At 41.0% G+C, this 25,238-nt stretch carries 18 protein-coding genes; 4 read left to right on the top strand and 14 right to left on the bottom strand.

Annotated features, from left to right (window positions below; all coding sequences use genetic code 11):
* Positions 1 to 274 precede the first annotated feature (274 nt).
* The 4 genes from mrcB to VOI46_RS04180 all read right to left on the bottom strand — a co-directional run bounded on the left by mrcB (position 275) and on the right by VOI46_RS04180 (position 5,789).
* The gene (gene mrcB, locus VOI46_RS04195; RefSeq protein WP_004587160.1) at positions 275 to 2,617 is read right to left on the bottom strand and encodes a penicillin-binding protein 1B; all 2,343 of its coding nucleotides are present in this window, start codon (positions 2,615 to 2,617) and stop codon (positions 275 to 277) included.
* Between the two features lie 149 nt (positions 2,618 to 2,766).
* Positions 2,767 to 3,996, bottom strand: a complete 1,230-nt coding sequence (locus VOI46_RS04190) for an ammonium transporter (protein ID WP_004587161.1) — start codon at positions 3,994 to 3,996, stop codon at positions 2,767 to 2,769.
* Between the two features lie 12 nt (positions 3,997 to 4,008).
* Positions 4,009 to 4,347: a P-II family nitrogen regulator gene (locus tag VOI46_RS04185; protein ID WP_004587162.1), complete on the bottom strand. Its 339-nt coding sequence runs from the start codon at positions 4,345 to 4,347 to the stop codon at positions 4,009 to 4,011.
* Positions 4,348 to 4,568: 221 nt separating this feature from the next.
* A complete protein-coding gene (locus VOI46_RS04180; protein WP_004587163.1) occupies positions 4,569 to 5,789 on the bottom strand; it encodes a response regulator in 1,221 nt (406 codons plus the stop codon).
* 337 nt (positions 5,790 to 6,126) lie between these two features.
* Here VOI46_RS04180 and VOI46_RS04175 point away from each other — a divergent pair, with 337 nt between their 5' ends.
* Positions 6,127 to 7,644, top strand: a complete 1,518-nt coding sequence (locus VOI46_RS04175; protein ID WP_004587164.1) for a hypothetical protein — start codon at positions 6,127 to 6,129, stop codon at positions 7,642 to 7,644.
* A 23-nt stretch (positions 7,645 to 7,667) separates the two neighbouring features.
* Here VOI46_RS04175 and VOI46_RS04170 read toward each other — a convergent pair whose 3' ends face one another.
* The 5 genes from VOI46_RS04170 to VOI46_RS04150 all read right to left on the bottom strand — a co-directional run bounded on the left by VOI46_RS04170 (position 7,668) and on the right by VOI46_RS04150 (position 13,961).
* Positions 7,668 to 9,782 carry an ATP-binding protein gene (locus VOI46_RS04170; protein ID WP_004587165.1) on the bottom strand — a complete coding sequence of 705 codons (2,115 nt, stop codon included), beginning with the start codon at positions 9,780 to 9,782 and terminating at the stop codon, positions 7,668 to 7,670.
* Positions 9,783 to 9,895: 113 nt separating this feature from the next.
* Entirely contained in the window at positions 9,896 to 10,171 is a 276-nt protein-coding gene (locus tag VOI46_RS04165) for a PhnD/SsuA/transferrin family substrate-binding protein (RefSeq protein WP_324738175.1), read from the bottom strand.
* Between the two features lie 336 nt (positions 10,172 to 10,507).
* Positions 10,508 to 11,662 (bottom strand): IS110 family transposase, encoded by a 1,155-nt coding sequence (locus VOI46_RS04160; RefSeq protein WP_029772239.1) that lies wholly within the window; start codon positions 11,660 to 11,662, stop codon positions 10,508 to 10,510.
* A gap of 54 nt (positions 11,663 to 11,716) precedes the next feature.
* Entirely contained in the window at positions 11,717 to 12,277 is a 561-nt protein-coding gene (locus tag VOI46_RS04155; RefSeq protein ID WP_324738174.1) for a phosphate/phosphite/phosphonate ABC transporter substrate-binding protein, read from the bottom strand.
* Positions 12,278 to 12,440: 163 nt separating this feature from the next.
* Positions 12,441 to 13,961, bottom strand: coding sequence for a CYTH and CHAD domain-containing protein (locus VOI46_RS04150; protein ID WP_004587167.1), 1,521 nt, complete (start codon positions 13,959 to 13,961; stop codon positions 12,441 to 12,443).
* A gap of 215 nt (positions 13,962 to 14,176) precedes the next feature.
* Here VOI46_RS04150 and VOI46_RS04145 point away from each other — a divergent pair, with 215 nt between their 5' ends.
* Positions 14,177 to 14,782 (top strand): TIGR04211 family SH3 domain-containing protein, encoded by a 606-nt coding sequence (locus VOI46_RS04145; protein ID WP_024034313.1) that lies wholly within the window; start codon positions 14,177 to 14,179, stop codon positions 14,780 to 14,782.
* A gap of 112 nt (positions 14,783 to 14,894) precedes the next feature.
* Here the strand turns inward: VOI46_RS04145 and VOI46_RS04140 are convergent, their stop codons facing one another.
* Positions 14,895 to 15,377 (bottom strand): winged helix-turn-helix transcriptional regulator, encoded by a 483-nt coding sequence (locus VOI46_RS04140; RefSeq protein ID WP_004587169.1) that lies wholly within the window; start codon positions 15,375 to 15,377, stop codon positions 14,895 to 14,897.
* A gap of 207 nt (positions 15,378 to 15,584) precedes the next feature.
* On the opposite strand from VOI46_RS04140, the gene putA reads away from it, so the two are divergent.
* Together putA and VOI46_RS04130 are read left to right on the top strand one after the other, a co-directional pair.
* Positions 15,585 to 19,388 (top strand): bifunctional proline dehydrogenase/L-glutamate gamma-semialdehyde dehydrogenase PutA, encoded by a 3,804-nt coding sequence (putA, locus tag VOI46_RS04135; protein ID WP_004587170.1) that lies wholly within the window; start codon positions 15,585 to 15,587, stop codon positions 19,386 to 19,388.
* Positions 19,389 to 19,508: 120 nt separating this feature from the next.
* The gene (locus tag VOI46_RS04130; RefSeq protein ID WP_054983194.1) at positions 19,509 to 20,702 is read left to right on the top strand and encodes an HD-GYP domain-containing protein; all 1,194 of its coding nucleotides are present in this window, start codon (positions 19,509 to 19,511) and stop codon (positions 20,700 to 20,702) included.
* A 49-nt stretch (positions 20,703 to 20,751) separates the two neighbouring features.
* Here the strand turns inward: VOI46_RS04130 and VOI46_RS04125 are convergent, their stop codons facing one another.
* From VOI46_RS04125 to VOI46_RS04110, 4 genes are all read right to left on the bottom strand, one after another.
* On the bottom strand, positions 20,752 to 21,834 hold the full coding sequence (locus tag VOI46_RS04125) for a general secretion pathway protein GspB (protein WP_004587172.1): 1,083 nt from the start codon (positions 21,832 to 21,834) through the stop codon (positions 20,752 to 20,754).
* An 11-nt stretch (positions 21,835 to 21,845) separates the two neighbouring features.
* The gene (locus VOI46_RS04120) at positions 21,846 to 22,763 is read right to left on the bottom strand and encodes an AAA family ATPase (protein WP_004587173.1); all 918 of its coding nucleotides are present in this window, start codon (positions 22,761 to 22,763) and stop codon (positions 21,846 to 21,848) included.
* A gap of 175 nt (positions 22,764 to 22,938) precedes the next feature.
* Positions 22,939 to 23,457 carry a DUF1566 domain-containing protein gene (locus tag VOI46_RS04115; RefSeq protein WP_004587174.1) on the bottom strand — a complete coding sequence of 173 codons (519 nt, stop codon included), beginning with the start codon at positions 23,455 to 23,457 and terminating at the stop codon, positions 22,939 to 22,941.
* A 9-nt stretch (positions 23,458 to 23,466) separates the two neighbouring features.
* The gene (locus tag VOI46_RS04110; protein ID WP_004587175.1) at positions 23,467 to 25,122 is read right to left on the bottom strand and encodes a DUF1566 domain-containing protein; all 1,656 of its coding nucleotides are present in this window, start codon (positions 25,120 to 25,122) and stop codon (positions 23,467 to 23,469) included.
* Positions 25,123 to 25,238: the final 116 nt, after the last annotated feature.

The following is a 25,238-nucleotide window of genomic DNA, read 5'->3' as shown; positions in this document are numbered from 1 at the left end:
TTTAATGTTAATTTAAAGAAACAAAAACAGGCAATTAATTAACAATAATTCAGTTAATTGAACCATTAACATACTCGTTACAAAGCTCTTATTTTTAATCTCGCAAAGTGCTACTTTAGTCTAATCATACTTACTGCTTTTTAATTTACTTCTAAAAAAATAAGCTAATAAAAGTAATTAAAATTTATTTAGTTTCAAATTTTGATTGCTAGATAGTGAAGCAAATATAATAAAACCGCTGAGTTAGCGGTTTTATTATTAAGGTTTTATTTTATTAGCGTATACACTGGGGCCTAGGTTCAAACTCACTGGCTCTTAGTGGTAACTGAATGACTTTTCCGCATCCGGGCGGTGCTTGTAAACCCGTTCTTTCATTGACGAAAGCCCATCTTATTGATGGCGGGCGTGTATCAGCTATTGCTTCAGGGTTGAGCGGTTTTAAGTAACGAATATAAGCTTCTAACGCGCCCACACTCCCTGTTAAACCGGTGCTTCTATTATCGTCTCTACCAAGCCATGCAACGGTCACTGTGTTTTGATCAAACCCTGCAAACCAGCTATCACGTAAATCATTACTAGTGCCTGTTTTACCGGCAAGCTGAATTGATGGAAAGTGTAAATTTAAACGCTTAGCGGTGCCGTCTTTTGTCACTCGCTTCATGGCATATTTAGTCATATATACAGCGTCTTTTGCAAAGCGCGGCTCAGACTTAACTTTATGCTTATACAATACGTTACCTACCGAGTCTGTTAGCGCAGATACAGAAGTAAGCTCTCTATACTCGCCATCTGCTGCGATAGTGGTATAAAGCTGGGCAACCTCAAAGCTCGACATTTCTACAGCACCAAGTAGCAGCGAGGGGTATTCATCTATATTACCTTTTGCTCCTAACCCTTTGAGCGTATTTGCTACTTTATCAACACCTACATCTAGGCCTAAATTTACCGCAGGAATATTAATACTGTTACTAAAGGCTTTATAAAGTGGTAATGCACCTCGGTATTGGTGATCAAAGTTCTCAGGTTGCCACACTTTACCTTGCTCATTTGTTACCTGCACAGGGGAGTCATCAAGTAATGTGGCTAAGTTATAATGTGGTAACTGCAGGGCTGTTAAGTACACCGCGGGTTTAACTAAAGAGCCAATATTTCGTTTAGTATCGAGCACTCGGTTGAAACCTGAGTAGCGAACATCGCGCCCCGACACTAAAGCCGACACACCGCCTTTTTCTACATTAACTGAGATCATGGCTGCTTCGAGTTTATCGGTGTTAGGACGTTTTTCTAAATACGGTAAACTTTTTTGAATGGACTCTTCCATCGCCGTTTGTTTTTGCAAATCAAAGTAAGTAAATACACGAACCCCAGCATCTAGTGTTTTTTGATCAGGTAATAACTGCTTAAGCTCACGGTTTACAAGTTCTAAAAAGCCAGGGTATGACTTTTGTAAACTTGCTTTCATAGGCGCTATATCAATTGGGCGTTTAAGTGATGCACGGTATTCTTTTGTAGTTAGTAGCTTGTTTTCAACCATTAAGCGCAGTACTAGGTCGCGACGCTCCATAGTGCGCTCTTTATAGCGTCGAGGATTGTAATACGAAGGCCCTTTGACCATCGCTACCAGCAGCGCTATTTGATCATATTCCAGCTCATCAACAGGCTTTGAAAAATAAAACTCAGAGGCCAAGCCCATGCCATGCACGCCTTGGTTATAAGACTGACCTAGGTAAACTTCATTCAAATAAGCTTCTAAAATCTGATCTTTTGAATAACGGTAATCTAGAATAAGCGCAATAAATGCCTCATTTATTTTACGCACTAAAGAACGCTCACGCGTTAGGTATATATTTTTTGCAAGCTGCTGCGTTAAGGTGCTACCACCTTGCACGGTACGCCCTGCTTTAATGTTTGAATATAGCGCGCGCAAAATAGAAAATACCGACACACCATGGTGCTGATAAAAATCCCGATCTTCTACCACTAATAACGTGTCTTTCAACATAGGCGGAAACTTATCAAGCGGTACAAACTCTCTATCTTGCTTTGAATCATTTCCAATACGGGCTATTTGCACAGGCTCTAGGCGAGCGCTGTTTAGCCTTCTGCCAAATTTATCTTTAATGGTTGCTACTTTTTGCCCGGCAAAACGCAGCTCAATAATGTGCGATTCTTCAAGGCCATCATAAAACTCAAAGTCGCGTCGGTAAATTTTTATGCTATCGGCTGTTTTTACAAACTGCCCCGTGCGGCTTAGCCTATTAACTGACGAATAATTGAGGCGCTCAAGCTCCCACACAACCTCTTGGCTAGATAAAAACTGCCCTGGGTAAAACTCCATTGAGCGTGCGTATACTTGGGCGGGTAACTGCCATTTATTACCTTCAAATATACGTGTTGTTTTCGAATCTAAATAAATAAGATACATGGCCATAGCAATAAAAACAGCTAAGCTCAATTTCCAAAAAACAGACCATGTTTTTCGCATAAATGTGCGTTTAACAACAGTGTTTGACGTTTTTTTAGTCGTTTTTGATTTAGCTTTACGTGGCGAGCTGGTTGCTTTAGGTGCACGCTTAGGAGTGGTTTTACTACTGGGTGTTTTTTTGTTGTCAGCCATTTAAGTGTAATTTATTCCAAGGTTTATTCACGAGTGTGAGCTTAGCATATTGGGTATAGCCTAACACCTGAAAAGTTAACCTTCCCTGAAACGAAAAAAAGCCCTACCAAGGTAGGGCTTTGTGAACACAATGATTAATCTATTTAATATTAGTTACTGCGAACAGATACAAACTCAGGGTAAGCATCAACACCACAATCGTGTTGGTCCATACCGCTTAGCTCTTCTTCTTCGGTTACGCGAATACCCATAGTTTGCTTTAAAATAGCCCACACAATAAATGAAGCTACAAAAACAAAGGCTAAAATAGTCACTAAACCAATAAGCTGTGTTACAAAGTTTGCATCGCCGTTAGATACAGGCACTAACATAATACCTAGCGCGCCACATACACCGTGAACAGAGATAGCACCTACTGGGTCATCAATCTTCGCTTTATCTAGAGCTACAATGCTAAATACAACCAGTGAGCCACCTAAAATACCTAGTAAACACGCCATTAATGGAGATGGTGAAAGTGGGTCTGCTGTAATAACAACTAAACCTGCTAATGCGCCGTTTAGTACCATAGTTAAATCTGCCTTACCCCATAACACTTTACATACAAACAGTGCAGCAATTGCACCCATTGCAGCAGCAGCGTTAGTATTAAGTAAAATTTGACCTACAGCCGTTGCATTTTCTTTATCTGAAAGAAGTAATTGCGAACCACCGTTAAAACCAAACCAACCCATCCATAAAATAAACGTACCTAATGTAGCAAGTGGTAGGTTAGAGCCTGGAATTGGGTAAATTTCACCGTTTTTACCGTATTTACCTTTACGAGCGCCAAGTAAAATTACACCTGCTAAAGCAGCTGCAGCACCAGCACCGTGAACGATGGCAGAGCCTGCAAAATCTACAAAGCCCATTTCTGATAAGAAACCGCCGCCCCATGTCCAGTAACCTTCCATTGGGTAAATAAAGCCAGTTAAAACAACTGCAAATGCTAAGAAAGCAAATAACTTCATACGTTCAGCCACGGCACCCGATACAATCGACATAGCCGTTGCAACAAATACTACTTGGAAGAAAAAGTCAGATTCTAAAGAGTGGTCAGCATCGGCCGCTTGCGTGCCAATTAATGCGCCAATTGAAGGGATAATACCGCCTTCAGCGTTGTCTACATACATGATGTTGTAGCCAACCAATAAAAACATGGTACATGCGATAGAGTACAGCGCCACGTTTTTAGTTAAAATTTCAGTGGTGTTTTTAGAGCGCACTAAACCCGCTTCTAACATGGCAAAACCTGCTGCCATCCACATTACTAATATACCCGACACCAGAAAATAAAAGGTGTCGAGTGAAAATTTGAGTTCTACAATTGTGTTTTCCATTAATCAGCCCCCTTAAATTGCTTCTTCATCAAGTTCGCCCGTACGAATACGCACAATTTGATCTAAGTCGTACACGAAAATTTTACCGTCACCAATTTTGCCTGTTGATGCAATTTTGGTAATTGCTTCAACTACGCGTTGGCAATTTTCAGTACGAGTAGCAATTTCAAGTTTGATCTTAGGAATAAAATCTACCTGATACTCTGCTCCTCGATACAGCTCTGTATGGCCTCGTTGACGTCCAAAACCTTTAACATCAACTACGGTCATCCCTTCAATACCTAAATCAGCGAGCGCTTCACGCACATCATCTAATTTAAATGGTTTTATGATTGCACTAATCATTTTCATAGTGGCCCCCTCGGACGCTTTATTGTTATCCTGTTGGCTTACATAATCCAACCTTTGTGCCACTATTAAAAAACACTTAATATCAATAAGATAAACGTAAATAGTAAATTTAAAACAAAAAAAACGCACCATCAAGGTGCGCTTTTTTAACAACTTAGCTACATTGGTGCATCACCAAAAGTGATGCCCTACTAGCTTGTAATTAGTGTTATTTTTTATATTTACACAACACAGTTTCGGCCATTGTTTTTGGCTTCGTAAAGGGCCGCATCTGCGATGCGCATGGCCTGAGTTAAATCAGTGTTTTGAAAATCAGCAACACCAATACTAATGGTGATAGAAAACGGTTTTTCATCGATTAAAAATTCATGTTTAGCGAGTTTTTTTCTAAAGCCTTCTAAGTACTCTCGCCCACGCGCCGTGTCTATATCATCTAATATAATGGCAAACTCTTCGCCGCCCACCCGCGCAACGGTAAACTTAGAAAACGTAGTTTTAATTAACGTGGCTACCTGCTTTAGTGCCTGATCGCCCGCTTCGTGGCCTAAGGTGTCATTAATATTTTTGAAAAAATCTATATCGAGTAATGCAAGCGTATTTTGCTGTTGTTTTTTTAATAGTTGCTCTGCATATTGGTAAAAATAACGGCGGTTATATATACCCGTTAAATAGTCTCTGTAAGCACTTTCTTTAATATCCGCAATCAGTGACAACTGCTCCATTGTTTGCATAACACGACAATGAAACTCTTCATTCATAAATGGCTTTGTTAAAAAGTCGTTGGCACCGTATTTAATAAACCGAGCCGATAACCCATGTTTACCTGCACCCGAAAGCCCGATAATGGCCAAATCATCGCGCCCTCTAAAATTACGCACCGCTTTAACCAGTTCAAAGCCATCCATTAATGGCATCGCATAATCGGTCATGAGCAATTTTATATTAGGGTTACTTTTTATTATTTCGAGTGCTTGCTGACCATCTTGCGCATCGGTTACATCAAATAATTGCTTTTCTAGCATTTGCTTCATTAAGGAGCGGCTTAACACCGAATCATCAGCAACCAAGGCCTTACAGCCTTGATTTCTCAGAAGCTGAGCCACTAACTTGATAGCGTAATGGTATGAATCGCGATTGTCTTTAATTACGTAATCAATAACACCAAGCTCTAGCATTTGTTGGCGCTTATATTCATCAATTTTTGAGGTAAGTACCACAGTAGGAATAGCGTGTGAAAGTGTAAATTTAGCGACCTCGCCATTAGGTGCATCAGGCAAAGTTAAATCAACTAAAGCCAGCGAGTATTTATGTTTCTCAATATAGTCTTGGCATTCATTTAATGACCATGCGAAATCGACAGCGACATCTAAATATTGAGCCGTTAAGTGGCGTAGCACCTGCTGCACTACTTTACTGTCTTCAACCACTAATACTCTTTGCATAAACTTCTCTTTAATCTTGTTATTTTACGTACTTAAACTTGCACTGAAGCGACAAGCTATGAAAAACATCCAGTAAAGTTCTGTTTATGTAGCCAGTAAGTAGGCTAGGTCCATTAATGTAAGCGCAAGGCTTGTATTTAATTCAAATACAAAGTCGACCAAATATACTTGATTTTTTAGCTAAGCTAAACACGCTAGGATAAATTAACCCTAAATAAACAAACACGCCGTGTATAAGTTTAGACTTAACCAGTATTATCGACCATTAATCTCAATACTTTTGTTATTTGTGTGTTTTTTATTTTAAATAGCATCTAAACAAAAATAAGGAACGACAATGAAGCTTGTCCAATTAACTCGTTACACCTTAGCGCTTGCCATGGTATTGCTTAGCAGTACTGCAACAGCAGAAAACCAACGAAAAATAGACATTGATAGCCACGTAGTCACTAAGCATAAAGCAAAAATTAATGGTGAACGCTTTAGCTACACCGTTAAAACAGGCACTCAGCCGGTGTGGAATGATAATGGCGATACCATTGCCACATTACAATATACCTATTACACACGAGATAAAGTCGATAACACCGCAGCTCGCCCATTACTGATATCGTTTAATGGCGGTCCTGGCTCTGCATCTGTATGGATGCACTTAGCCTATACTGGCCCACGCGTATTAAAAATTGATGACGAAGGCTACCCCATTCAGCCTTATGGCGTAAAAGATAACCCCTACTCAGTATTAGATGTAGCAGATATTGTTTATGTAAATCCGGTAAATACAGGTTATTCACGCGTAGTAGAAAACGCCAAAGGTGAAATGCTTTCGAAAGAGCAACAAAAAGAGCACTTTTTTGGTGTCAATGCCGACATAAAATACTTAGCTGAATGGCTAAATACCTTTGTTAACCGAAACGAGCGCTGGCGCTCACCTAAGTTTTTAATTGGAGAAAGCTACGGCACTACTCGTGTATCAGGCCTTGCCCATGAACTACAAAACAGTCAATGGATGTACATTAATGGGGTGGTATTAGTATCGCCGACCGATATTGGTATAAAACGCGACGGCCCTATAAAAGCGGCTAATCGCTTACCTTATTTTGCTGCAACTGCGTGGTATCACAAAGCACTGAATAAAAACTTGCAAGAAAAAGATCTCAATGAACTTTTACCCGAGGTAGAACAGTTCACTATTAATGAGCTTATTCCTGCCCTCGCTAAAGGTGGCTTTATCGATGCCGATAAAAAACGCCAAATAATAAAGAAGATGGCCGAATATGCAGGCCTTTCAGAGCAGTTTGTAGCGCAAAACAATTTAGATATTCCCACTCGATTTTTTTGGAAAGAACTTTTACGTGAGCGCGGACAAACTGTCGGGCGTCTAGATTCGCGCTATTTAGGTATTGATAAACGCGATGCTGGCGAATCACCTGATTACTGGGCTGAGCTTACCTCTTGGCTGCACTCATTTACGCCTGCAATTAACTATTACCTGCGTGAAGAGCTCAACTATAAAACGGATGTAAAATACAACTTATTTGGCAATGTTCACCCATGGGATCGCAGTAAAAATAATACCGGCGAAAACTTACGTTTAGCGATGGCGCAAAACCCGTATTTAAACGTCATGATTCAAGCGGGTTACTACGATGGCGCAACAAATTACTTTGATGCTAAATACACGTTATGGCAGCTTGACCCAAGTGGAAAAATGAAAGACAGGTTAAGCTTTAAAGGGTACCGCAGCGGCCATATGATGTACCTACGACATGAAGATCTTAAGCTTTCTAATAACGACTTACGCGACTTCATTTTAAGCTCCCTACTCGCTAAAGGGCAGGCCGCTAAATATTAATTAAAGGGCCATTACATGAGGCATTACGAAGATGCCTCATGTTTATTACAGTACACTTTTAACTGTGTAACCACTTCATTAAATCCTGTTTGTAGTGCAAATAATAACGCTTCATCGACCTTATTTTGCGCGGCTAAGCTTTCTATCTGCTGGCAGGTATCACTTAACTTTAACGCTGCAACCGATTTAGCAGATGACTTTAAACCATGCGCCTGAAAAGATAAATCGGCGTAATTTAAACTATGTGTATACGCTTCAATTAATTTAACTTGCTCATAAGCGGTCTGTAAAAACGCCTGAAAGACTAAACAATGTACATGCGTATCTTTTCCTAACATCGAAAACAATAAAGGCATATCTAATTGACTGTACATAGTGCTTGCTTGCGCTGTAATTTGCAGCGGCTGTGTATGCGAAGGAACAACGCCTTGAGAATGCTTCATCAACAGTGCTTTTAGGCTTTCAAGCTCTATCGGTTTAGTTAAAAAACCGTTCATCCCAGCGCTGTAACAATCTTGAATGTTTTTTTCCATTATATTGGCTGTAACAGCAATAATTATTAGCTCATTGAACTGTGTGTTTTTTCGGATTTTTTTAGCCAACTCAAGGCCATTTAACAACGGCATTTGAATATCGGTAAGTAGCATATCGAAGGACTTATCTTGGAGCATTTGCCAGGCCTGTTCGCCATTATTTGCAAACGTTGAATTAACACCAAGCATGGTCAGTTGCTGCTTTAAAACCAGCTGATTAGTCAGTTGATCTTCTGCCACCAGCACATTTAATACTGGGAGTTTACCTGTGGCTGAGTTTGCAGGCTCACTGCTGGGATGATTTATCGGTTCATCAGCTTGTATAGTGGTTAAAGCGCTTTCTTTAAAACCATTAAAGCTAATGGTAAAACACGCGCCTTTATTTATTTGGCTATTTACTTGTAGCTGCCCTTGCATACGCTCTACAAGCTCTTTAGTAATAACTAAACCTATGCCCGTACCATGCGTTTTACTGGTCTCTGCCCCTAGTCTATCAAAGGGTTTAAAAAGCCTTAAAATATCATCTTCTGAAAAACCGCACCCTGTATCTTCAATATCAATATTACAGCGGCTGGAATCAGCAATTTCGCAACGTATATCTATTTTACCTCGCACTTTGTTATATTTTATTGCGTTGGAAAGTAAATTAAGCAGTACCTGTTTAAAACGGCGCTTATCTACATATAAGTAAATACCTTCAAGGGAGTCAATATTGTGAGTATTTATAGTAATAAGCTCAACTCTGGCAAGTTCGCTCACTATTTCAATACTATGCTGTAACATGTCTTTCACGGGGGCATATTCAAAATTAAACTGCATATTCCCCGACTCAATAGAAGTTAAATCTAGCACGTCGTTTATTAGTAAAAGTAAATGCTCCCCAGCTTGGTAAATACTTTGCGCATTGTCTTTGTGTACCTCGGTTGCTTTACTGTCATATTGATAAAGCTGCGCTAACCCTAAAATCGCATTTAACGGCGTTCTAAGCTCATGGCTCATACTCGCCATAAAGTCAGATTTAGCCTTACAGGCCGACTCGGCTTGAATTCTCAGTGCGTTTACTTTTTGATGATTAGTAGCAACCTCACCGGCCATTTTATTAAATGCATTTATGACGCTGCCAATCTCATTTTTTTGCTGAACGCTAACATGGCAATCAAAGTTCCCTTTAGCTAGTTTAGAAAAGGCGACTTCGAGCGCCCGTAAAGGGCTGGTAATTCTATAATCGACCAACCAAGCTAAGCCAATAAAAAACACCACAAGTATAAAAAACTGAATATAAATTAACGTGTAATGTAGCTTGGCCGCTTCGTTTATTTCGTCTTCAAAATTAACGACTAACGTTATTTCAGCCAAAGGTTTATCTAAAAAAGTAATATGCTCATTAAACGTAACATTGCCCTGCTGAGCTAACAGCTGCCACTCATCTAATGGATATAACTGATTACCTGTAGTCGGCTCTACTACTCTAATTGCTTTCCAATTAGGGTTTGTATTAAGTTGCGCATCTATTTGCTCATACAGCTGTGCGTATTGACGAGTTAATAAAGAGGTTTTTATTGATGTAGATAGTTGCTGTAAAGAGCGCTGCGCTAGAAAGGCCATCGTTTACCCACCTAGCTTGCTCTGGCAAAGCGTAAAAAAAAAATAAGCATATTAATAAAAAGCCAAATGCCATTACCGCAATAAAGCTTTGAACCCTTAGGCTGCGCCACCAGTTAATTTTCAACATAAAACGAGCGTAAACCCCATTGCGTTAATTGGTTGTAATCGTCAATGCTTGCTTTACTTGGGTTAATTATAGGAATACCCGCTAGTAAGTGTTTTTGTTTAGGGTCGCTCCCTATTTCTATAATTGCTTGTTGAACTTGCGCTTGTACCTGATTATTTACTCTAGGGTGAACCACAATGGGGTGGCGGCTAACCTTACGCGTTTTGTAAATAACTTTTAGCTTTTGCTGCAAATTTTGAGGCTGTTGCTTTAATGTGCCCATCACCCCGCCGCCGGCAGGTGTTGCGTTGGTATGACTCCCACTGTCAAGTTAAACGCACTGATCCCTGCCTAACTTTTTAAGCCATAATTACTTTAGCTCGAATTAGAGCGAGTTAATACATAGGATGAAGCAAGTAATGTCGTCGGTTATCTTGCTGATATTCGTTGGTTATTACTATTTCTAGTAACAGAGCAGACCTTACTTATTTCGTCGTGGCACCTGTCTTCAGTCTATGTTCGTGGTTCAATGCAGCGTTAGCTGCACTGCCATCCTAACGCCGTCGGTGGTTGTGCCACACCCGATGCTTGATCCCATGCATTAACTCTAATACGTTTATCATGCGGGTACTCTTGCCAATCTAAGTTTTGTATTCACTGGCGTAAGCACCACTTCTTTTGCAATAGCCCATATGTACGCAATCATTTCTCGGGCAATGGCGGTAACAACCAGATTGTAGTGTTTCCCTTTGGCTATCATTTTTTTATAGCGTTTGCAGAGCCTAATCTGTGCTTTCCACGCAATATCAATAATGTCCTTTGGTAAGCCTTCTTGTCGTTTTTGCATATCTGTTGATATATTTGCCGCATACCGATAAGTGTGTGCACCTTCCACAAGAAGGCGTCTTGCTCGGCCATTTCCGCATTTTGTGATGGCGCCAATATGGCGTTTGCCACCACTCGAGTGTTCACTGGGTACAAGACCGAGATAACTCATTAATTTACGGGGATGGTCGAAACGCGATAAATCGCCAAGCTCAGCAACAACGCCAGTGGCGACCAACAAACGGACACCACGCATAGCTTGTATTGCTTTGACAACAGGATAATAACGCCACTGGTGAACGTGGTGTGTTAGTTCATTGTCTAGCCGTTCAAGTCGGCTTATTCGTTCGGTAATTGTGTGTAAAAATTCTTGTAAGACGATGTGCTGAGCGGGGTGTGGCAGCACAATCTCAGTGAGCCAACGTAAATGTTTTTGTGACCAATTCGCAGTGCCTTTATAATTAATATTATTGCGAAGCAACAGCGCCTTTAATTGATATTTGGCATCTTTTAAGTCCTTCATTGCCACTTCGCGTGCACGAGATAAATCGCGTACAGCTTCATCTTCAGGCTCGGGAACATAGATAGGTGTTAAATCTTCAGACTTAAGTAATTTAGCAAGCTTAAGAGCATCACGTTTATCGGTTTTAATCTTCTCACCAGGTTTTTTAGGAATAAGAGAGGGCGCCACCACGTAACAGCAATGGCCGAGGCTGGTAATTAACCTGTAAATCCAATAACCACATGGGCCTGCTTCATAAACAAAATGAAGTGTTGCGCCAGAGTATTTCGATTCGAACTGACGAACAAGCTTTTGAACGGCCACTTTGGAAGACGAAACTCGGCCAAGATGAACAGGTTGCGCACCTCTATGTTCTTCAATATAGGCGACTTCATTGAATTCTTTATGTGTATCAAGACCGATAAAAAGTATGCTATGTTTATTCATGTTAGCCTCTGCTGTTTAGTTAATTGACAAACTAATTATGGCTCTGGCTTTGAATTAAGCTAACCCACGAAAAGCGGAGGCTAACACCGTGTGGGAGTCATTATGTCTAAGTGCCACGTTTAAATAAACAGATGAGTGCGTTTGTACATACACAGGCTCTATTGTTAAGCCATACAATAGGGCAAGCTCCGCCCGCATTAATAAAGAAGCGCCTAATGCATTAGGCGCAGGAAAAGCAATTTCGGCGCCTTCAAGCTGCTTAACGGATTCAATATTACTGTTTTTATTGACCACTAATACGCCTTGCAAATGGCGCGCGGCATCTTTCACTATCGGTAAATAGCCTTGCTTGTCGTAAGCAATCACACTATGCCATGGGTTCATATAAGCAAAATCGTAATCGCCATCTGCAAACCCTTGCTCAAAAACCGGGATTGATTCCACGGTAACAAGCTGTAGTTGCACGCCTGTTTTTTCGGTTACTTTATTAAGAAAGGGCTGCCATATTGCAGTGAGTTTTTGAGGCTCATATTGCGGAACTACACCAAAAGTAAAGGTTTGAGCATAGACACCCATACTATTGAATAAAAAAAGCAAAACAACACTACACTTCATATTAGTCTTACCGTTGTAGGTTTATGACTATAAGCATAGTTAACGAGTGACTAACGCACCATTTTTATTACGTAGAAATTAAGAGGTTATTTAATTAAGGAGGTTTAAGAAAGTTTCAACAAAAAGATAAAAGCAGGCGCCAATACACACCTGCTTAAATATATTACTGCCAGTACGGCTCTATATCAAAAGACGCTAAACGGCTTTGCTCCATTGCACTGACTAAGTAATCTGACTTTTGATCTAGCCACTGTTGAATTTTAGCCAACTGCTCGTCTTCTTGCCCGCCGCAAAGCTGCTTTAAATATTCCAGCGTGCTGAGCTCGTACATACCATGAGAAATATCCAGCCACGGCAGTCTAAATTCTAAGCGCTCTTCTTTGTCAAACAATGACCCTAAGCAATTACCGCTTAATAAGCTGTTTTCTAATTGGGTGCGTAAGCTTAAATAATCTTGTGCTGTAAGCGTTTGCTCTTTAGGAAGTAGCTTATCTAAATTTTGCCAATCTTTATTAAACAAACGTTTTGCAATTTTAGCTACTGGCTGCTCTGCCGCCTGTAGTTGAGTTTGCCCCCAAAACTTACGCCATTGTTTATCTACCAACCAGGTAGTTAACGACAGCAATAAACGGTTGTATCGCGCGCTTTGAAACAAAGCATTAATATCATCAATGCTTGGCTGTAGCTCTTTTAAATCGTTAATAACTTGCGCTAATGCAGGCGCTGCATTTATTTTTTTATAAAATGCATGGCGTTTAGATGTATAAGTTTTTAGCTGAATTGCATTTTCAACCCAGGCTAATTCACTTAACAGCCACTTTAACTCTGTTCTTAATTGCTCAGTACTGTCTTTACTTACAATATCGTCAAACAACCAAAAATTATGCCTAATTAAGCTAATGCCATCAGTCACACGTTTGAGCGTTTTTAAACTTGGTTTGTCAAAGTAACACTGCTCATGCTTTTGCACAAAACGAATACCAAAGTTCATGGCCTCTATTAGTGCTTGCTCTTGAGTTGCTTGTTTTTTTAATTTTACAAACCCAATAGACTTACTTGGTTTAAGCGGTGTTTCATCGGCTAGTCGGTAGCCTCTAGCTGCTTTTGAATAAAGCCCTAAACGAATACAGTTTTGGCTAACAAGTTTATCTGCCAAAGCAAATAGCTCGTCTCTGTTGCCCTCAACAAGCTCTATTTCTAGCTCGCTAATAATATCAACCTTACCTGATGCAGCTATTTCGCCTTTATCTAGCACGACTTCAATTTTTGCGCCATTTGGGGTTTCTATTAACCAAGTACGACGAATAAAGTTAGTGCTAAAAATAGGATATAAATTATTGCTAATAGCATTTACTTGCATACCATGAGGCCAAATAGCATTATTAAATGCTAATAAATCAGGACGGCTTGATTCAATTGGTAAGTTGTATTCAGGACGTTGATGTAGCCCACCCACAACTTCGCCAGCAAGCTTTATTGTTTGTTCGCATTTACTGTCGGCACAGCGGGTTCTAAAACCTATATCAAGGGCTCTTAGCTCTCTACTTGGGGTATCGTAATAGGCATTTTGCAAACTACGTGAAGGTTTATTAATAACCGTTTTAGCAAATTGTGTGATTAGCGAGGGGATCAGTGGAACAACGGCATCTGATACCAAAAACTTCAGTTCTATCTCAGTATCCATTAGGGTTGAGGATTACCTTTAAAATAAATAAGTGCTCAAAATAAACAAAGCCACCTCATTTTGCAAATTTTTTAACCTTTTTGGCTGAGCAACGCCCGCACTGGGTTACAATATCAACCTTGCTATTAACGCGTTTAATCCATACTATCTCACTACTTATGTGAAAATCTCAATCACAACCACAACGGACACGGATAGACTAACAAGGTAGATAAATGCTAAAACACTGTTTACTAGGGCTACTTTTAACAGCCACCTCGTTTATAAGCCAAGCACAAGAAGCTCAAACAGCCAATTCATCAGATGCAAATTCAGCTTATATAATCGATAATCTATATACCTTTATGCGCTCTGGCGCAGGTAAAAACTACCGCTTACTTGGCTCTGTAGATGCGGGTACTAAATTAACCGTGCTATCAAAAGAAGAAAACGGCTTTATAAAAATAAAAGACGATAAAGACCGTGAAGGTTGGGTTGAGTCTAAATTTATATCGCAAACGCCAGGGCTTCATCAGCAGTATCAAACACTCAGTAGCGAAATGAGCACAGTGCAAAACAAACTACGCCAAGCACAAGTTGAGCTACCTCAGTTACAAGAACATAATCAAAGCTTAACTAATCAAAACAAGTTGCTTAATCAACAAATTACTGAGCTGCAAACAACACTTGAGCAAGAACGTGCTCAAAAACAAGCTGCCACTGCAAAAGAAAAACGCCAACTACTTACTTATGGTGGCGCTATTGCTTTTATAGGTTTGTTTTTAGGTATTATACTTACCGTTGTACTTTCGCGCCGTAAGCGCTACGAAGGGTGGGCTTAATTAACCTAAACCTTGGTTTACTAAGTTTAATAGCCGCTGGCTAATCATTAAAAAAGCACCCTTAGGTGCTTTTTTAATGTGTGTGTAATGTATTGCAATAAGCATTTGGTTTTTAAACATCCAAACGTAAACCAGGATCTTGCTTAATTTTTTCTATTACCATGTAAGTATGGTGAGTACCTACTCCCGGAATATCGACCAAGTCTCCTAGCACCTGTCGATACTCATCCATATCCGAGACCCTAATTTTTAGCAGGTAGTCGTATCCTCCCGCTACCATATCGCACTCTACAACTTGCTCAATTTTAAGTATATGCTCTTTAAATACTTTAAAAACGGCCGTGTTAGATGTCACCAGCGATACTTGCACATGCGCTACTAAGCTCTGATTCAGCTTTTGTTCGCTAAGCTTTGCAAAGTACCCTTCTATATAGCCTTCTTGCTCTAAACGTTTTACACGGTCAAGGCATGGACTAGGACTTAAATTAACCTGTTTTGCTAGGTTAACATTAGAAATTCTGCCGTTCTTTTGAAGAACGTCTAATATTGCTAAATCGATACGATCAAGCAGGCGTAATCTATTTGGACTTGTCATACAGAATTTTATACGGATAAGTTGAAAATATGCCCTGTAAATTATCGTAAATCGTGAAATTTAACCAGCATATTCTGCTGAAATTTAATTAGAATGCACGCATTACATCACTGGTAATTTATTGGTAGCAAAGTTGCTTTAGCTCAACAGCCCAAGCACATAAATTTTGTTCTACTATTTACATATTAACATTCCTAAGGGTTGCTTATGTTATTCAATGGCGATTTGACAACAACCTGTCCTACAAGACAGAAAATTCGTGATTTTTACCGCATTGATGAAAATGCTGTTATTGATCATATTTTACCACTTGCAGAAGTGGGTGTTAAAGCACGAAGCCGTGCATGGGAAAGAGCTCGCCAGATTGTTTTAAACATTCGAAAAGATCAAGACGGTCAAAGCGGTGTAGACGCACTTTTAAATGAATTCTCACTCTCTAGTGAGGAAGGTGTAGTGTTAATGTGTTTGGCCGAAGCCCTACTTCGCGTACCAGACAAAGCCACGCAAGATACGTTAATTCGTGACAAGCTTGCTAAAGGTGATTGGAGTTCTCATTTAGGAAGCAGCGATTCTTTATTCGTTAATGCTTCTTCTTGGGGATTATTAGTAACCGGTAAAATGGTTAACTACACAGATAAAACCAAAGAACAGCAATTTGGCATGCTTAAAAAGACCATAGGTCGTTTAGGCGAGCCTGTGATCCGCAAATCTGTAAACTTTGCCATGAAAATTATGGGTAAGCAGTTCGTTATGGGTCGCACCATTGACGAAGCCATTGAACGCGCTGCTGAAAAAGAGCAAAAAGGCTACGTTTACTCATACGACATGTTAGGCGAAGGCGCGCGCACAATGAAAGATGCCAAGCGTTACTTCGACAGCTACATGAACGCAATCCATGCAATTGGTAAAGCGGCAAATGGCCGTGGCCCAGTTAAAAGCCCAGGTATTTCAGTTAAACTTTCTGCTATTCATCCACGTTATGAGTTCACGCATAAAGACCGCGTAATGGCCGAAATTGTACCTAAACTGAAAGAGCTCGCGCTTGCTGCTAAAAAATACGACATTGGCTTTACGGTTGATGCTGAAGAAGCTGACCGCTTAGATATTTCGTTAGATGTTATAGAAGCGGTATTTAGCGATGAAGATTTAGGTAACTGGCAAGGTTTTGGTTTAGCCGTACAAGCATACCAAAAGCGCGCTATTTTTGTTATTGAATGGGTAACTGAACTTGCTACTCGTGTAGGCCGTAAAATGATGGTCCGCCTTGTAAAAGGTGCCTACTGGGATACAGAAATTAAAACCACGCAACAAGATGGTTTAGAGCACTACCCAGTATTTACGCGTAAAGCAACTACCGATGTATCTTACAAAGCCTGTGCTATTAGAATGCTAGAAGCACGCGATGTACTGTACCCGCAATTTGCAACACACAACGCTTACACTGCAGCCACTATTTTAGAAGTTGCTAAAGGCGATAACACCGGATTTGAATTCCAGCGTTTACACGGTATGGGCGAATCTTTATTTGACCAAATCGTAAATGAAGAAAAAATTCAATGCCGTGTTTATGCACCCGTTGGCCAGCACGAAGACCTACTTGCCTACTTAGTACGTCGTTTACTAGAAAATGGCGCTAACTCATCGTTTGTAAACGCCATTGTAGATACCACTAAACCAGTTGAGTCGCTACTACCTGATCCAGTAGAAACACTGCAAGGTTTACGTAATAAGTACAATACGCAAATTAAAATGCCAATCGACTTATACGGCGACGAACGTGCTAACTCTAAAGGCATGGACTTAACCGATATTAATGTAATTACGCCATTCAAAGAAAATCTTGAAAGCTGGTTTAACGAGCATTTAATTGATCAAAGCCAAGTACCTGAAGGCGCATTAGCAGTTAAAAACCCAGCTAATCACAACGAAATCATCGGCCACGTTAAACTGCAATCTGGCGATGAGATGAAAGACATTTTGGCCAATGCAGAAGCGGCGTTTGAGTCATGGTCGCAAACATCTGTAAAAGAGCGTGCTAATTTATTACGCCGCGTGGCAGATATTCTAGAGCGTCACCACGATGAGCTCGTCGCTATATGTATTAAAGAAGCCGGTAAAATTACGCAAGATGGTATTGACGAAGTACGTGAAGCCGTTGATTTTTGTCGTTATTACGCGGCACGTGCAGAAGAACTTGCAAGCGATGAGCGCTTTGAAGCACGCGGTGTAATTTTATGTATTAGCCCGTGGAACTTCCCGCTTGCTATTTTCTTAGGTCAGGTGGCCGCTGCGATAGTGACTGGTAATACTGTTATTGCAAAACCTGCAGAGCAAACAAGCTTAATCGCACTTCGCGCTATTGAGTTAATGCTTTCGGTTGGCTTACCAGAGCATGTAGTACAGCCGGTGATTGCCCGTGGTTCTGAGGTAGGTAAAACAATCGTACCTGATGAGCGTATTCAGGCAGTTATGTTTACTGGTTCTACAGAAACAGGCACACTGATTTCACAAACACTGGCTGCGCGTAACGATATTCAAGTACCGCTAATTGCAGAAACCGGTGGCCAAAACTGTATGATTGTGGATTCAACAGCGCTGCCAGAGCAAGTTGTTGATGATGTAATAAGCTCAGGTTTCCAAAGTGCAGGCCAGCGTTGTTCAGCACTGCGTGTATTATTTATACAAGAAGATGTAGCCGATGGCATTATTGAAATGCTTAAAGGCGCACTCGCCGAGCTGCATATTGGCGACCCGTCATTACTTTCTACCGATGTGGGCCCAGTAATTGATGAAAAAGCCCTTAAAACGCTAAATGATCATGTTGAATACTTAAAAGGTAATGCAACACTTCATTACGAGTGTAAGATCCCTGATAACACTGAAAATGGCGCCTACTTTTTTGCCCCTCGTTTATACGAAATCGAAGATTTATCAGTACTTAAACGTGAAGTATTTGGTCCATGTGTGCACATTGTTCGCTTTAAAGCGAATGATATCGACAACGTGATTGACCAAATTAACAACACAGGTTACGGCTTAACAATGGGTGTTCACTCACGTATTGAAGAGCGTTGTGAGTACCTAGCTAAAATGTCGCGTGCGGGTAACGTATATGTAAACCGCAACATGATTGGTGCCATTGTCGGTGTGCAACCATTTGGTGGCCGTGGTTTATCTGGTACAGGCCCTAAAGCCGGTGGCCCTAACTACCTGCAGCGTTTAGTAAAAGAGAAAGCATCACCTGATAACGTGCAAATGACTAACCTAACGCCAGATGAGCTTGATTTACACCATTACAGCGGTGCAAACGAGCAAGTTGAAAAGTTAATGGCTAACTCAATGCGCGATGAGAAAATTTGGCGTGCAACACCGCTGAATGACCGTGTATCGGCTGTTCGTCAGTTGCTTGCTAAAGTAGCAACGGTCGAAATTATTGATGACCTAGCGGACGATTTGGCATTAACGCTTTCAGAAGCGCGTGCACAACTTAACCGTTTAGAAAAACATATGCGTAAGTTTACTACTTTGCCTGGGCCTACTGGTGAATCAAACACCTTGCACCTTGAAGCACGTGGTTGTGTAGTATGTTATGCAGATAAAAGCACGTCATTTAACTTTTGGGCGCTTTCAATCATTACAGCACTTGCTGCAGGTAATACAGTAATTACGGTAGCATCAGAGCTATTTTACGACGAAGCGGTAGCCTTTAAAGATAAGTTTATTGCCACAGGCGTTGCTGAGGGCGTGTTCCAGGTTGCAAAACCTAATCAGCTACAAGCTATTTTGGCTCACCCTCACTTAGCGGGTGCGGTGGTTGCTGCACGTTCGTCTCGTTTAGGTTACTTCAGCCAACAACTTGCACAGCGTAAAGGCGCTATTTTACCAGTAATTACTTCAGAGTATTACGATACGTTAATTAAGCGCTTAATTACTGAAAAAACGATCAGTATAGATACTACCGCATCTGGTGGTAATACTTCACTGATGACCCTAGTAGAAGATGACGAATAGCCCATCCAATACTAATTAACTAAAAATGTAAAAAAAGGCACTTAAAAAGTGCCTTTTTTTTTATATTGAAACGTATAATGATGCTAATTTAAACAAAGACCCATTACAGAAGCAAAAAAATTGAAAGTTATCTCTATTTCGCAATTACAGCCTGGCATGTTTGTTCAAAGTGTTACAAAACAAACTGGGCGCATTAAAATTAAAAACCAAGGCTGGGTTAAAACTCAGACGAGTATCGATAAGCTCAAAAAAGCGGGCATTTTAGAAATAGAGATAGATCCAGATAAAACATTAACTACACCCGAGCCCGACACCCAAGCCCCAGCGCCTAAGGCTGAGATTAAAAAACGCGACCCTTGGCTTAAAGTTCATAGTAGCGAACAAGAAATGGGCAAAGCTAAAAAGCTCTACGACGAAGCTAAAACACTTCAACAAAAGGCCTTTGGCGATATAAAAGCGGGTAGAGATATAGACATAGCGCCTTTTAAAGAACTTGCCAGTGGCTTTATGGACTCTATTTTTAGAAACCAAGATGCCCTAGCCTGCTTAACCCAAATGCGTCAAAAAGATGCTTACTTATTAGAGCACTCTATCAACGTTTCTATTTTAATGGGTATTTTTGCAAAGCACTTAGGCATAGAACGCGACATTATTGTAGAGCTCACTACAGGTGCTTTGTTGCATGACATAGGAAAAATTAAAATTCCTGACAAAGTGCTCAATAAACCGGGCCGCTTTAGTGATGACGAATTTAAAATTATGCAAAACCATGCTCTGTATTCTAAGCAAATTTTGGAAGAAGCAGGATTAACGGGGATTGCTGTAGATATTGCCGGCCTACACCATGAGCGGTTAGACGGAAAAGGCTATCCGTTTGCCAAAAAAGGCGATGAGATAAGCCAATACGTACGTATGGCGTCAATTGTAGATGTATATGATGCACTTACGGCAGAGCGGGTATATAAAGCAGGTATGGAGCCTATAAAAGCGTTTAAAATTTTAAAAGATGGTTGCCCTGATAGCTTTGATGGTGAGCTACTTACTAAGTTTATCCAATGTATTGGCATTCACCCAGTAGGCACCTTGGTGCGCTTATCTAGCCAAAAAGTAGGCTTGGTTACACAGAGTAACCCTGAAACACCTTTAAAGCCGGTGGTTAAAACATTTTATAGTGCTAAACACGGTCGCTACACGGAAATGCAAGATATAAACTTGGCAAATAAAAAAACAGCTGACAAGCTCGAATCAACTGTTAAGCCGACCGACTACAACATTGATTTAGAGCGCTTTTACAAAAACGCTATTTTACCTTGAGTTAAAAAGTAAAGCCGCAGTTTTGCGGCTTTACTTTATTAGCTGCGCTTTATTGCGGCCAATCCTGCAAAGCTTTAATACTGAATTCATAACCATCAAAATCAAGTACACTTTGCTCTGGGGTAATTTCGCGCACTGTTAGTGCCCCTATGCTCTCCCCTTCGTGTAGCTCTCTGCCATTAAGCTTTATCCAGCGTTTATCTGCACTTGAAGAGTATATATGTGCTTGGTATTTAATGCTTGGTAGCATGGCTTGTAAACCATCTGGTAATAGCTCAACCGGTTTAACTCGAGATGAACTGCGTGAGGCCTGCGTTACTTCGTAATCTTGTTCTTGCTCCGAGTCTTTTATCGCTTGTGCAAAGGCATCTTTTAATTTACTCGGTACAGCATCAAGCTCCGGGCTACTTTGCGGCGCTTGCGTGCTTGGGGTATTTTCACCATTCAGTGGTTTTCCAAGCACTTTGTACTTGCTCATATCTAAACCTGCTGAGCTTGTATTTTGTGCTTGCGGCTGCATAAATTGCGTGTTTTGGCCGTGTGCATTATAAGCAAGTGGATTATAGCTTTGCGTATTAGGTAGCTGTGCATTGTAAGTTTGCTGATTAAACGCATTTTGATTATATCCGTTAGCATTTATAGGTGTTTGCACATTGTAACCTGGTTGCTGCTGCGCCGGATTATCATTAATAGGGATATACTGCCCTTGTGGGGTAAGCAACATTTTTTGTACCCCGGTAGGTGTTTGTACATACACCAACTGCCCTTCAATCGTTGCTTTATTACTATTTTTTTCAGCCTCTGAAGAAGGTGATGTTACAGGCTTTGCGGCTTTATTTTGCGCTGTAGCTGGCTCATCTGTTACTGCTTGTTTTTGTTTTTTGCTATCAGTGCTAACAACGTCAACCGGCTGGCTTGTTTTTAAAAGTGCGCTGCTTTGAAACCACTTACCTGCTGTAAAGCCACCCGCTATGGCAATAAATGCTGCAATTGCGCCGCCAAGTAGCCACACCATTTTTTTATAGCGCGTAAGTGCTTGCTGCTGCTTTAACTGCGCTGACTGCAAATCATATTGCTCGGCGCTCATATCTGCTTGTTGAGATTGCTTTAATGCATCTAATAAATAAGACATAAATTACCTAACTATATAATAAACGACATGCCAACACCTACTGCAAACAAAGCAGCAAATGCTAAGTAATAATAAACACGGCCAGTGGATTTAGGCGCATTATTCTGCGCAGCCACAAAATCCATAGGCAGTGATTCTTGGGCTGATTGTTTTATAATATCACTATCAACAATGAGCTGCTGCTTAGAAAAAGCCCCGACTAACGCGCGCTCACAGACTAAATTCATTAAGCGTGGAATGCCGCCAGTTAACTGATGTACAGCTTGCATCGCATCGAGCGAAAACACGCCTTTATCACACCCGGCAATATGTAAACGATGCTTTATATACGCAACTGTTTGCCCTTGGGTGAGCGGTAATAAATGATACCGTGCTGTAATTCGCTGCGCTAACTGCCTAAGCTCAGTACGTTTTAATAATGCCTGAAGCTCTGGTTGACCCACTAAGACTATTTGTAGCAGTTTTTTATGATCAGTTTCTATGTTAGTTAATAGTCGTAATTGCTCAAGCACATCGGGGGCAAGGAGCTGCGCTTCATCAATAATTAAAATTGTGTGCCCGCCCGCTTTGTTATTAGCCTCTAGGTGCTGCTTAATAATGTCGGTTAAACTTTTAAGGGTGGCATTTTGGGCATCGTAAGTAATGTTTAGCTCATCACAAATACTGGCCAAAAGCTCAAGCTCCGACAGCGCCGGATTATGGATCATTGCAACTTGAGTGTTCTTTGGCAGTTGCTCTAACATACTGCGGGTAATGGTGGTTTTGCCTGTTCCCACTTCGCCGGTTAGCAATACAAACCCGCCATCTTCGCCTAAACCATAGGTTAAGTGGGCAAGTGCCTCTTTGTGGCGTTCGCTTAAAAATAAATAATGGGGGTTGGGCGAGATCGAAAATGGCTTTTCGCTCAAGCCAAAGTAGCTTAAATACACCGCAATGTTCCTTCGTCATTAAAACTCGGCCTATAATGGCAAAAAAAACGACAAAGTAACAACGTTGTATGCGCTTTATTATTGAAATAACGTAAATTTATGTAAAACAAAAAAGCGCCGCTAAATTTAGCGGCGCTTTTGTATTAAAGCTAAGTGCTTGGCTATTTTATTTTACTTAGTTTTCGTAACGCACTAAACGTAAATACACGTCACTGGTTTTAGCATGTAAGCTATTAAGCCCGCTATCAAACTGGTAAACCCATGCTGAGCTCATCGTGCTTACCCCTGAGGTATTACTCCAGTAGTTTTGCAATTTAGTGCCTAAAAACACCTCTTCGTTAATACTTGGCTCGGTGCAGCTGTGCTCTAAAATACTGGCAAGCTCTTTAATATTAGGCACCTGCCAATCGTCGTAATCGGCAGTGGTGTCGTTTTCTGCGCCTCTGAGTGCTTCTTGCCAATTAAGTGACGGAGAAGAGCCTGTACATGTTTCAGTGTCGCTATCGTAAACTTGTCCGTAGCTACAACGTTGCCACATTAGGCCTGTTTCTGTATCTAACACTGTGCCATCGTCATTAAGGGTGAAGCGAGTGGTTGGTGTTGTTGTATCCGCCCCGTCGTAACACGTTTGCGCTGCGACTAGTTGAAAGCTTGCGCTAAATACAGCCATTGAAAATAGTAAGCATGTTTTCATGATTTTCTCCTATCGGCTTCTGACTAAACGTACATACGCGTATTTTTCTTTCGGGTAGGCTAAGTCATTCCCGTTGCTCATATCGATAATGTACGCTTGCGATAAGCTAGTACCATCGGCTGCAGTTTGTGATGTCCAGTACGGTAAATTCACATCATCTATAGCGCCTGCTTCTGGCATATTTGGAAAAAACGCTTCATCAATTAATACGTTTTCGCCCTGCTTGCCATAATCTATTAAGCTCAACAGCTCAGTGTAAGTTGGTAAGCGCCAATTGGTACCGCCGCAAAAATCTAAGTCGTTCACTTCATTTATATAGGTTTGCACACCACAGCTTGTATCATCTGGACAGGTGGTATTAGCGGTACTGGTATCGGTAAAGGTTGTCGTGCCTAAATCCCAAAAGTAATGATTTTGGCCATCGCGTAAGGTGGTATTAGGTAATGTACCTGACTCTACACTTTTCACTTCCCATACAAGCCCCGTTACGTTGTCGCGTATACAAGTAAAGTCGTCACTATCATCCGCTACTTCATCAGCAAACTGATTTAGCTTAGTGTAGTCAAACGCAAGGTTACCTTGGCCTGCTTTATCGAGTTGGTTGGCAAAGCTGTCTCGACCAAGCTCTGCATCTTGACCCGGAAAGTCACTACTTTGGCAATTGATACGCTGGGTATTGTTATAACACTCGCCTAGGCCACTGTCGTTAATTAACCCTAATGCTTTTGGTGATACGTCAATAAATACGGTATCGGTGTCAGTGCGCCCTTTAGAATCAGTAACAGTGACTTCAAAGCTCAACGTGGTATCTAAATCAACGTCGGAGGCAAAAAATGTCGTGGTACATTGGCTAGTATTTGCCAGCGTTTCGGCATTGCCCGTTAATTGTTGCCAGCTACATGAAAACGTATCTGTTAGGGTGTCACTTTCACTTGCATCTAAGGTCACTTCCTCAAATTCTTCAACGTTTTGGTCATCTCCGGCATTGGCCACAACCAGCTCGTCTGTTTTATTTAATGTCATACTGTATTCAGTACTTGCCTCGCCGCCCTCGTCGTCGGTAACGCTTAATTGCCATATTAAATTAGTATTTGATTCAAGCAGCGGGTGGCTAAAACTTACCGTAGAGTTGTCAAAGTCGGTTACATCTAAATCAGGGCCTGAAATTAATTGCCACTGATAGCTATTAATTTGGCCATTTTCATCAGGGTCGCTCGACTCTTCAGCGCTTAACGTTACGGTGTCGTTATAGGTTGAAGGCAGTGTTTCTGGGGCTGTTTGACTAACAACAGCAAGCGGTAATTGATTACTTGAGGTAATAAATATGCTCACGTTGTCACTAACTAAGCTGCCGTTATCCGTTTGATAGCTTACAGATAGTACAAGTTCACTGTCGGCTTTAACATCGGGCGCAGTAATTGTTTGCTCTGCACCTTCAAGCGGGAAGCCGTCCACAGATGGGCCGCTAACGCGCTGCCAAGTAAAGGTACCGTCATCTGGTGAGCCTTGTGCAGTGATTTTAAACTCTGTTTTTTCTACAACTTGAAGATCGGTTCCGGCATTAACCGAGGTTTCAACAGCAGAGTCTTCACTACCGCCGCCTCCACCGCCACAGGCAGCCAATAAAAAACAAGATATAAGAGGAGTAAAAGCAAATGCTTTCATAAAACGCACCTATAATGTCAAATAATTACTATAGTGTAATCACTAGCAATAAAGATGCCATTTAGAGTTATACCAATTCGCTTAATTAAGTGTTCTATTTTGAGGCTTGAAAACGT

The organism is Pseudoalteromonas sp. CuT4-3 (genome assembly GCF_035666335.1).
Classification (GTDB): Bacteria; Pseudomonadota; Gammaproteobacteria; order Enterobacterales; family Alteromonadaceae; genus Pseudoalteromonas; species Pseudoalteromonas atlantica.
Note: the sequence above shows the minus strand (reverse complement) of the source record. Positions and strands in the feature narration are given on the sequence as shown.

What these genes read in the sequence shown, in the direction of transcription:
- mrcB (WP_004587160.1), bottom strand. Translation starts at nt 2,617, where the DNA reads ATGGCTGACAACAAAAAAACACCCAGTAGTAAAACCACTCCTAAGCGT.
- VOI46_RS04190 (WP_004587161.1), bottom strand. Translation starts at nt 3,996, where the DNA reads ATGGAAAACACAATTGTAGAACTCAAATTTTCACTCGACACCTTTTAT.
- VOI46_RS04185 (WP_004587162.1), bottom strand. Translation starts at nt 4,347, where the DNA reads ATGAAAATGATTAGTGCAATCATAAAACCATTTAAATTAGATGATGTG.
- VOI46_RS04180 (WP_004587163.1), bottom strand. Translation starts at nt 5,789, where the DNA reads ATGCAAAGAGTATTAGTGGTTGAAGACAGTAAAGTAGTGCAGCAGGTG.
- VOI46_RS04175 (WP_004587164.1), top strand. Translation starts at nt 6,127, where the DNA reads ATGAAGCTTGTCCAATTAACTCGTTACACCTTAGCGCTTGCCATGGTA.
- VOI46_RS04170 (WP_004587165.1), bottom strand. Translation starts at nt 9,782, where the DNA reads ATGGCCTTTCTAGCGCAGCGCTCTTTACAGCAACTATCTACATCAATA.
- VOI46_RS04165 (WP_324738175.1), bottom strand. Translation starts at nt 10,171, where the DNA reads ATGGGCACATTAAAGCAACAGCCTCAAAATTTGCAGCAAAAGCTAAAA.
- VOI46_RS04160 (WP_029772239.1), bottom strand. Translation starts at nt 11,662, where the DNA reads ATGAATAAACATAGCATACTTTTTATCGGTCTTGATACACATAAAGAA.
- VOI46_RS04155 (WP_324738174.1), bottom strand. Translation starts at nt 12,277, where the DNA reads ATGAAGTGTAGTGTTGTTTTGCTTTTTTTATTCAATAGTATGGGTGTC.
- VOI46_RS04150 (WP_004587167.1), bottom strand. Translation starts at nt 13,961, where the DNA reads ATGGATACTGAGATAGAACTGAAGTTTTTGGTATCAGATGCCGTTGTT.
- VOI46_RS04145 (WP_024034313.1), top strand. Translation starts at nt 14,177, where the DNA reads ATGCTAAAACACTGTTTACTAGGGCTACTTTTAACAGCCACCTCGTTT.
- VOI46_RS04140 (WP_004587169.1), bottom strand. Translation starts at nt 15,377, where the DNA reads ATGACAAGTCCAAATAGATTACGCCTGCTTGATCGTATCGATTTAGCA.
- putA (WP_004587170.1), top strand. Translation starts at nt 15,585, where the DNA reads ATGTTATTCAATGGCGATTTGACAACAACCTGTCCTACAAGACAGAAA.
- VOI46_RS04125 (WP_004587172.1), bottom strand. Translation starts at nt 21,834, where the DNA reads ATGTCTTATTTATTAGATGCATTAAAGCAATCTCAACAAGCAGATATG.
- VOI46_RS04115 (WP_004587174.1), bottom strand. Translation starts at nt 23,457, where the DNA reads ATGAAAACATGCTTACTATTTTCAATGGCTGTATTTAGCGCAAGCTTT.
- VOI46_RS04110 (WP_004587175.1), bottom strand. Translation starts at nt 25,122, where the DNA reads ATGAAAGCATTTGCTTTTACTCCTCTTATATCTTGTTTTTTATTGGCT.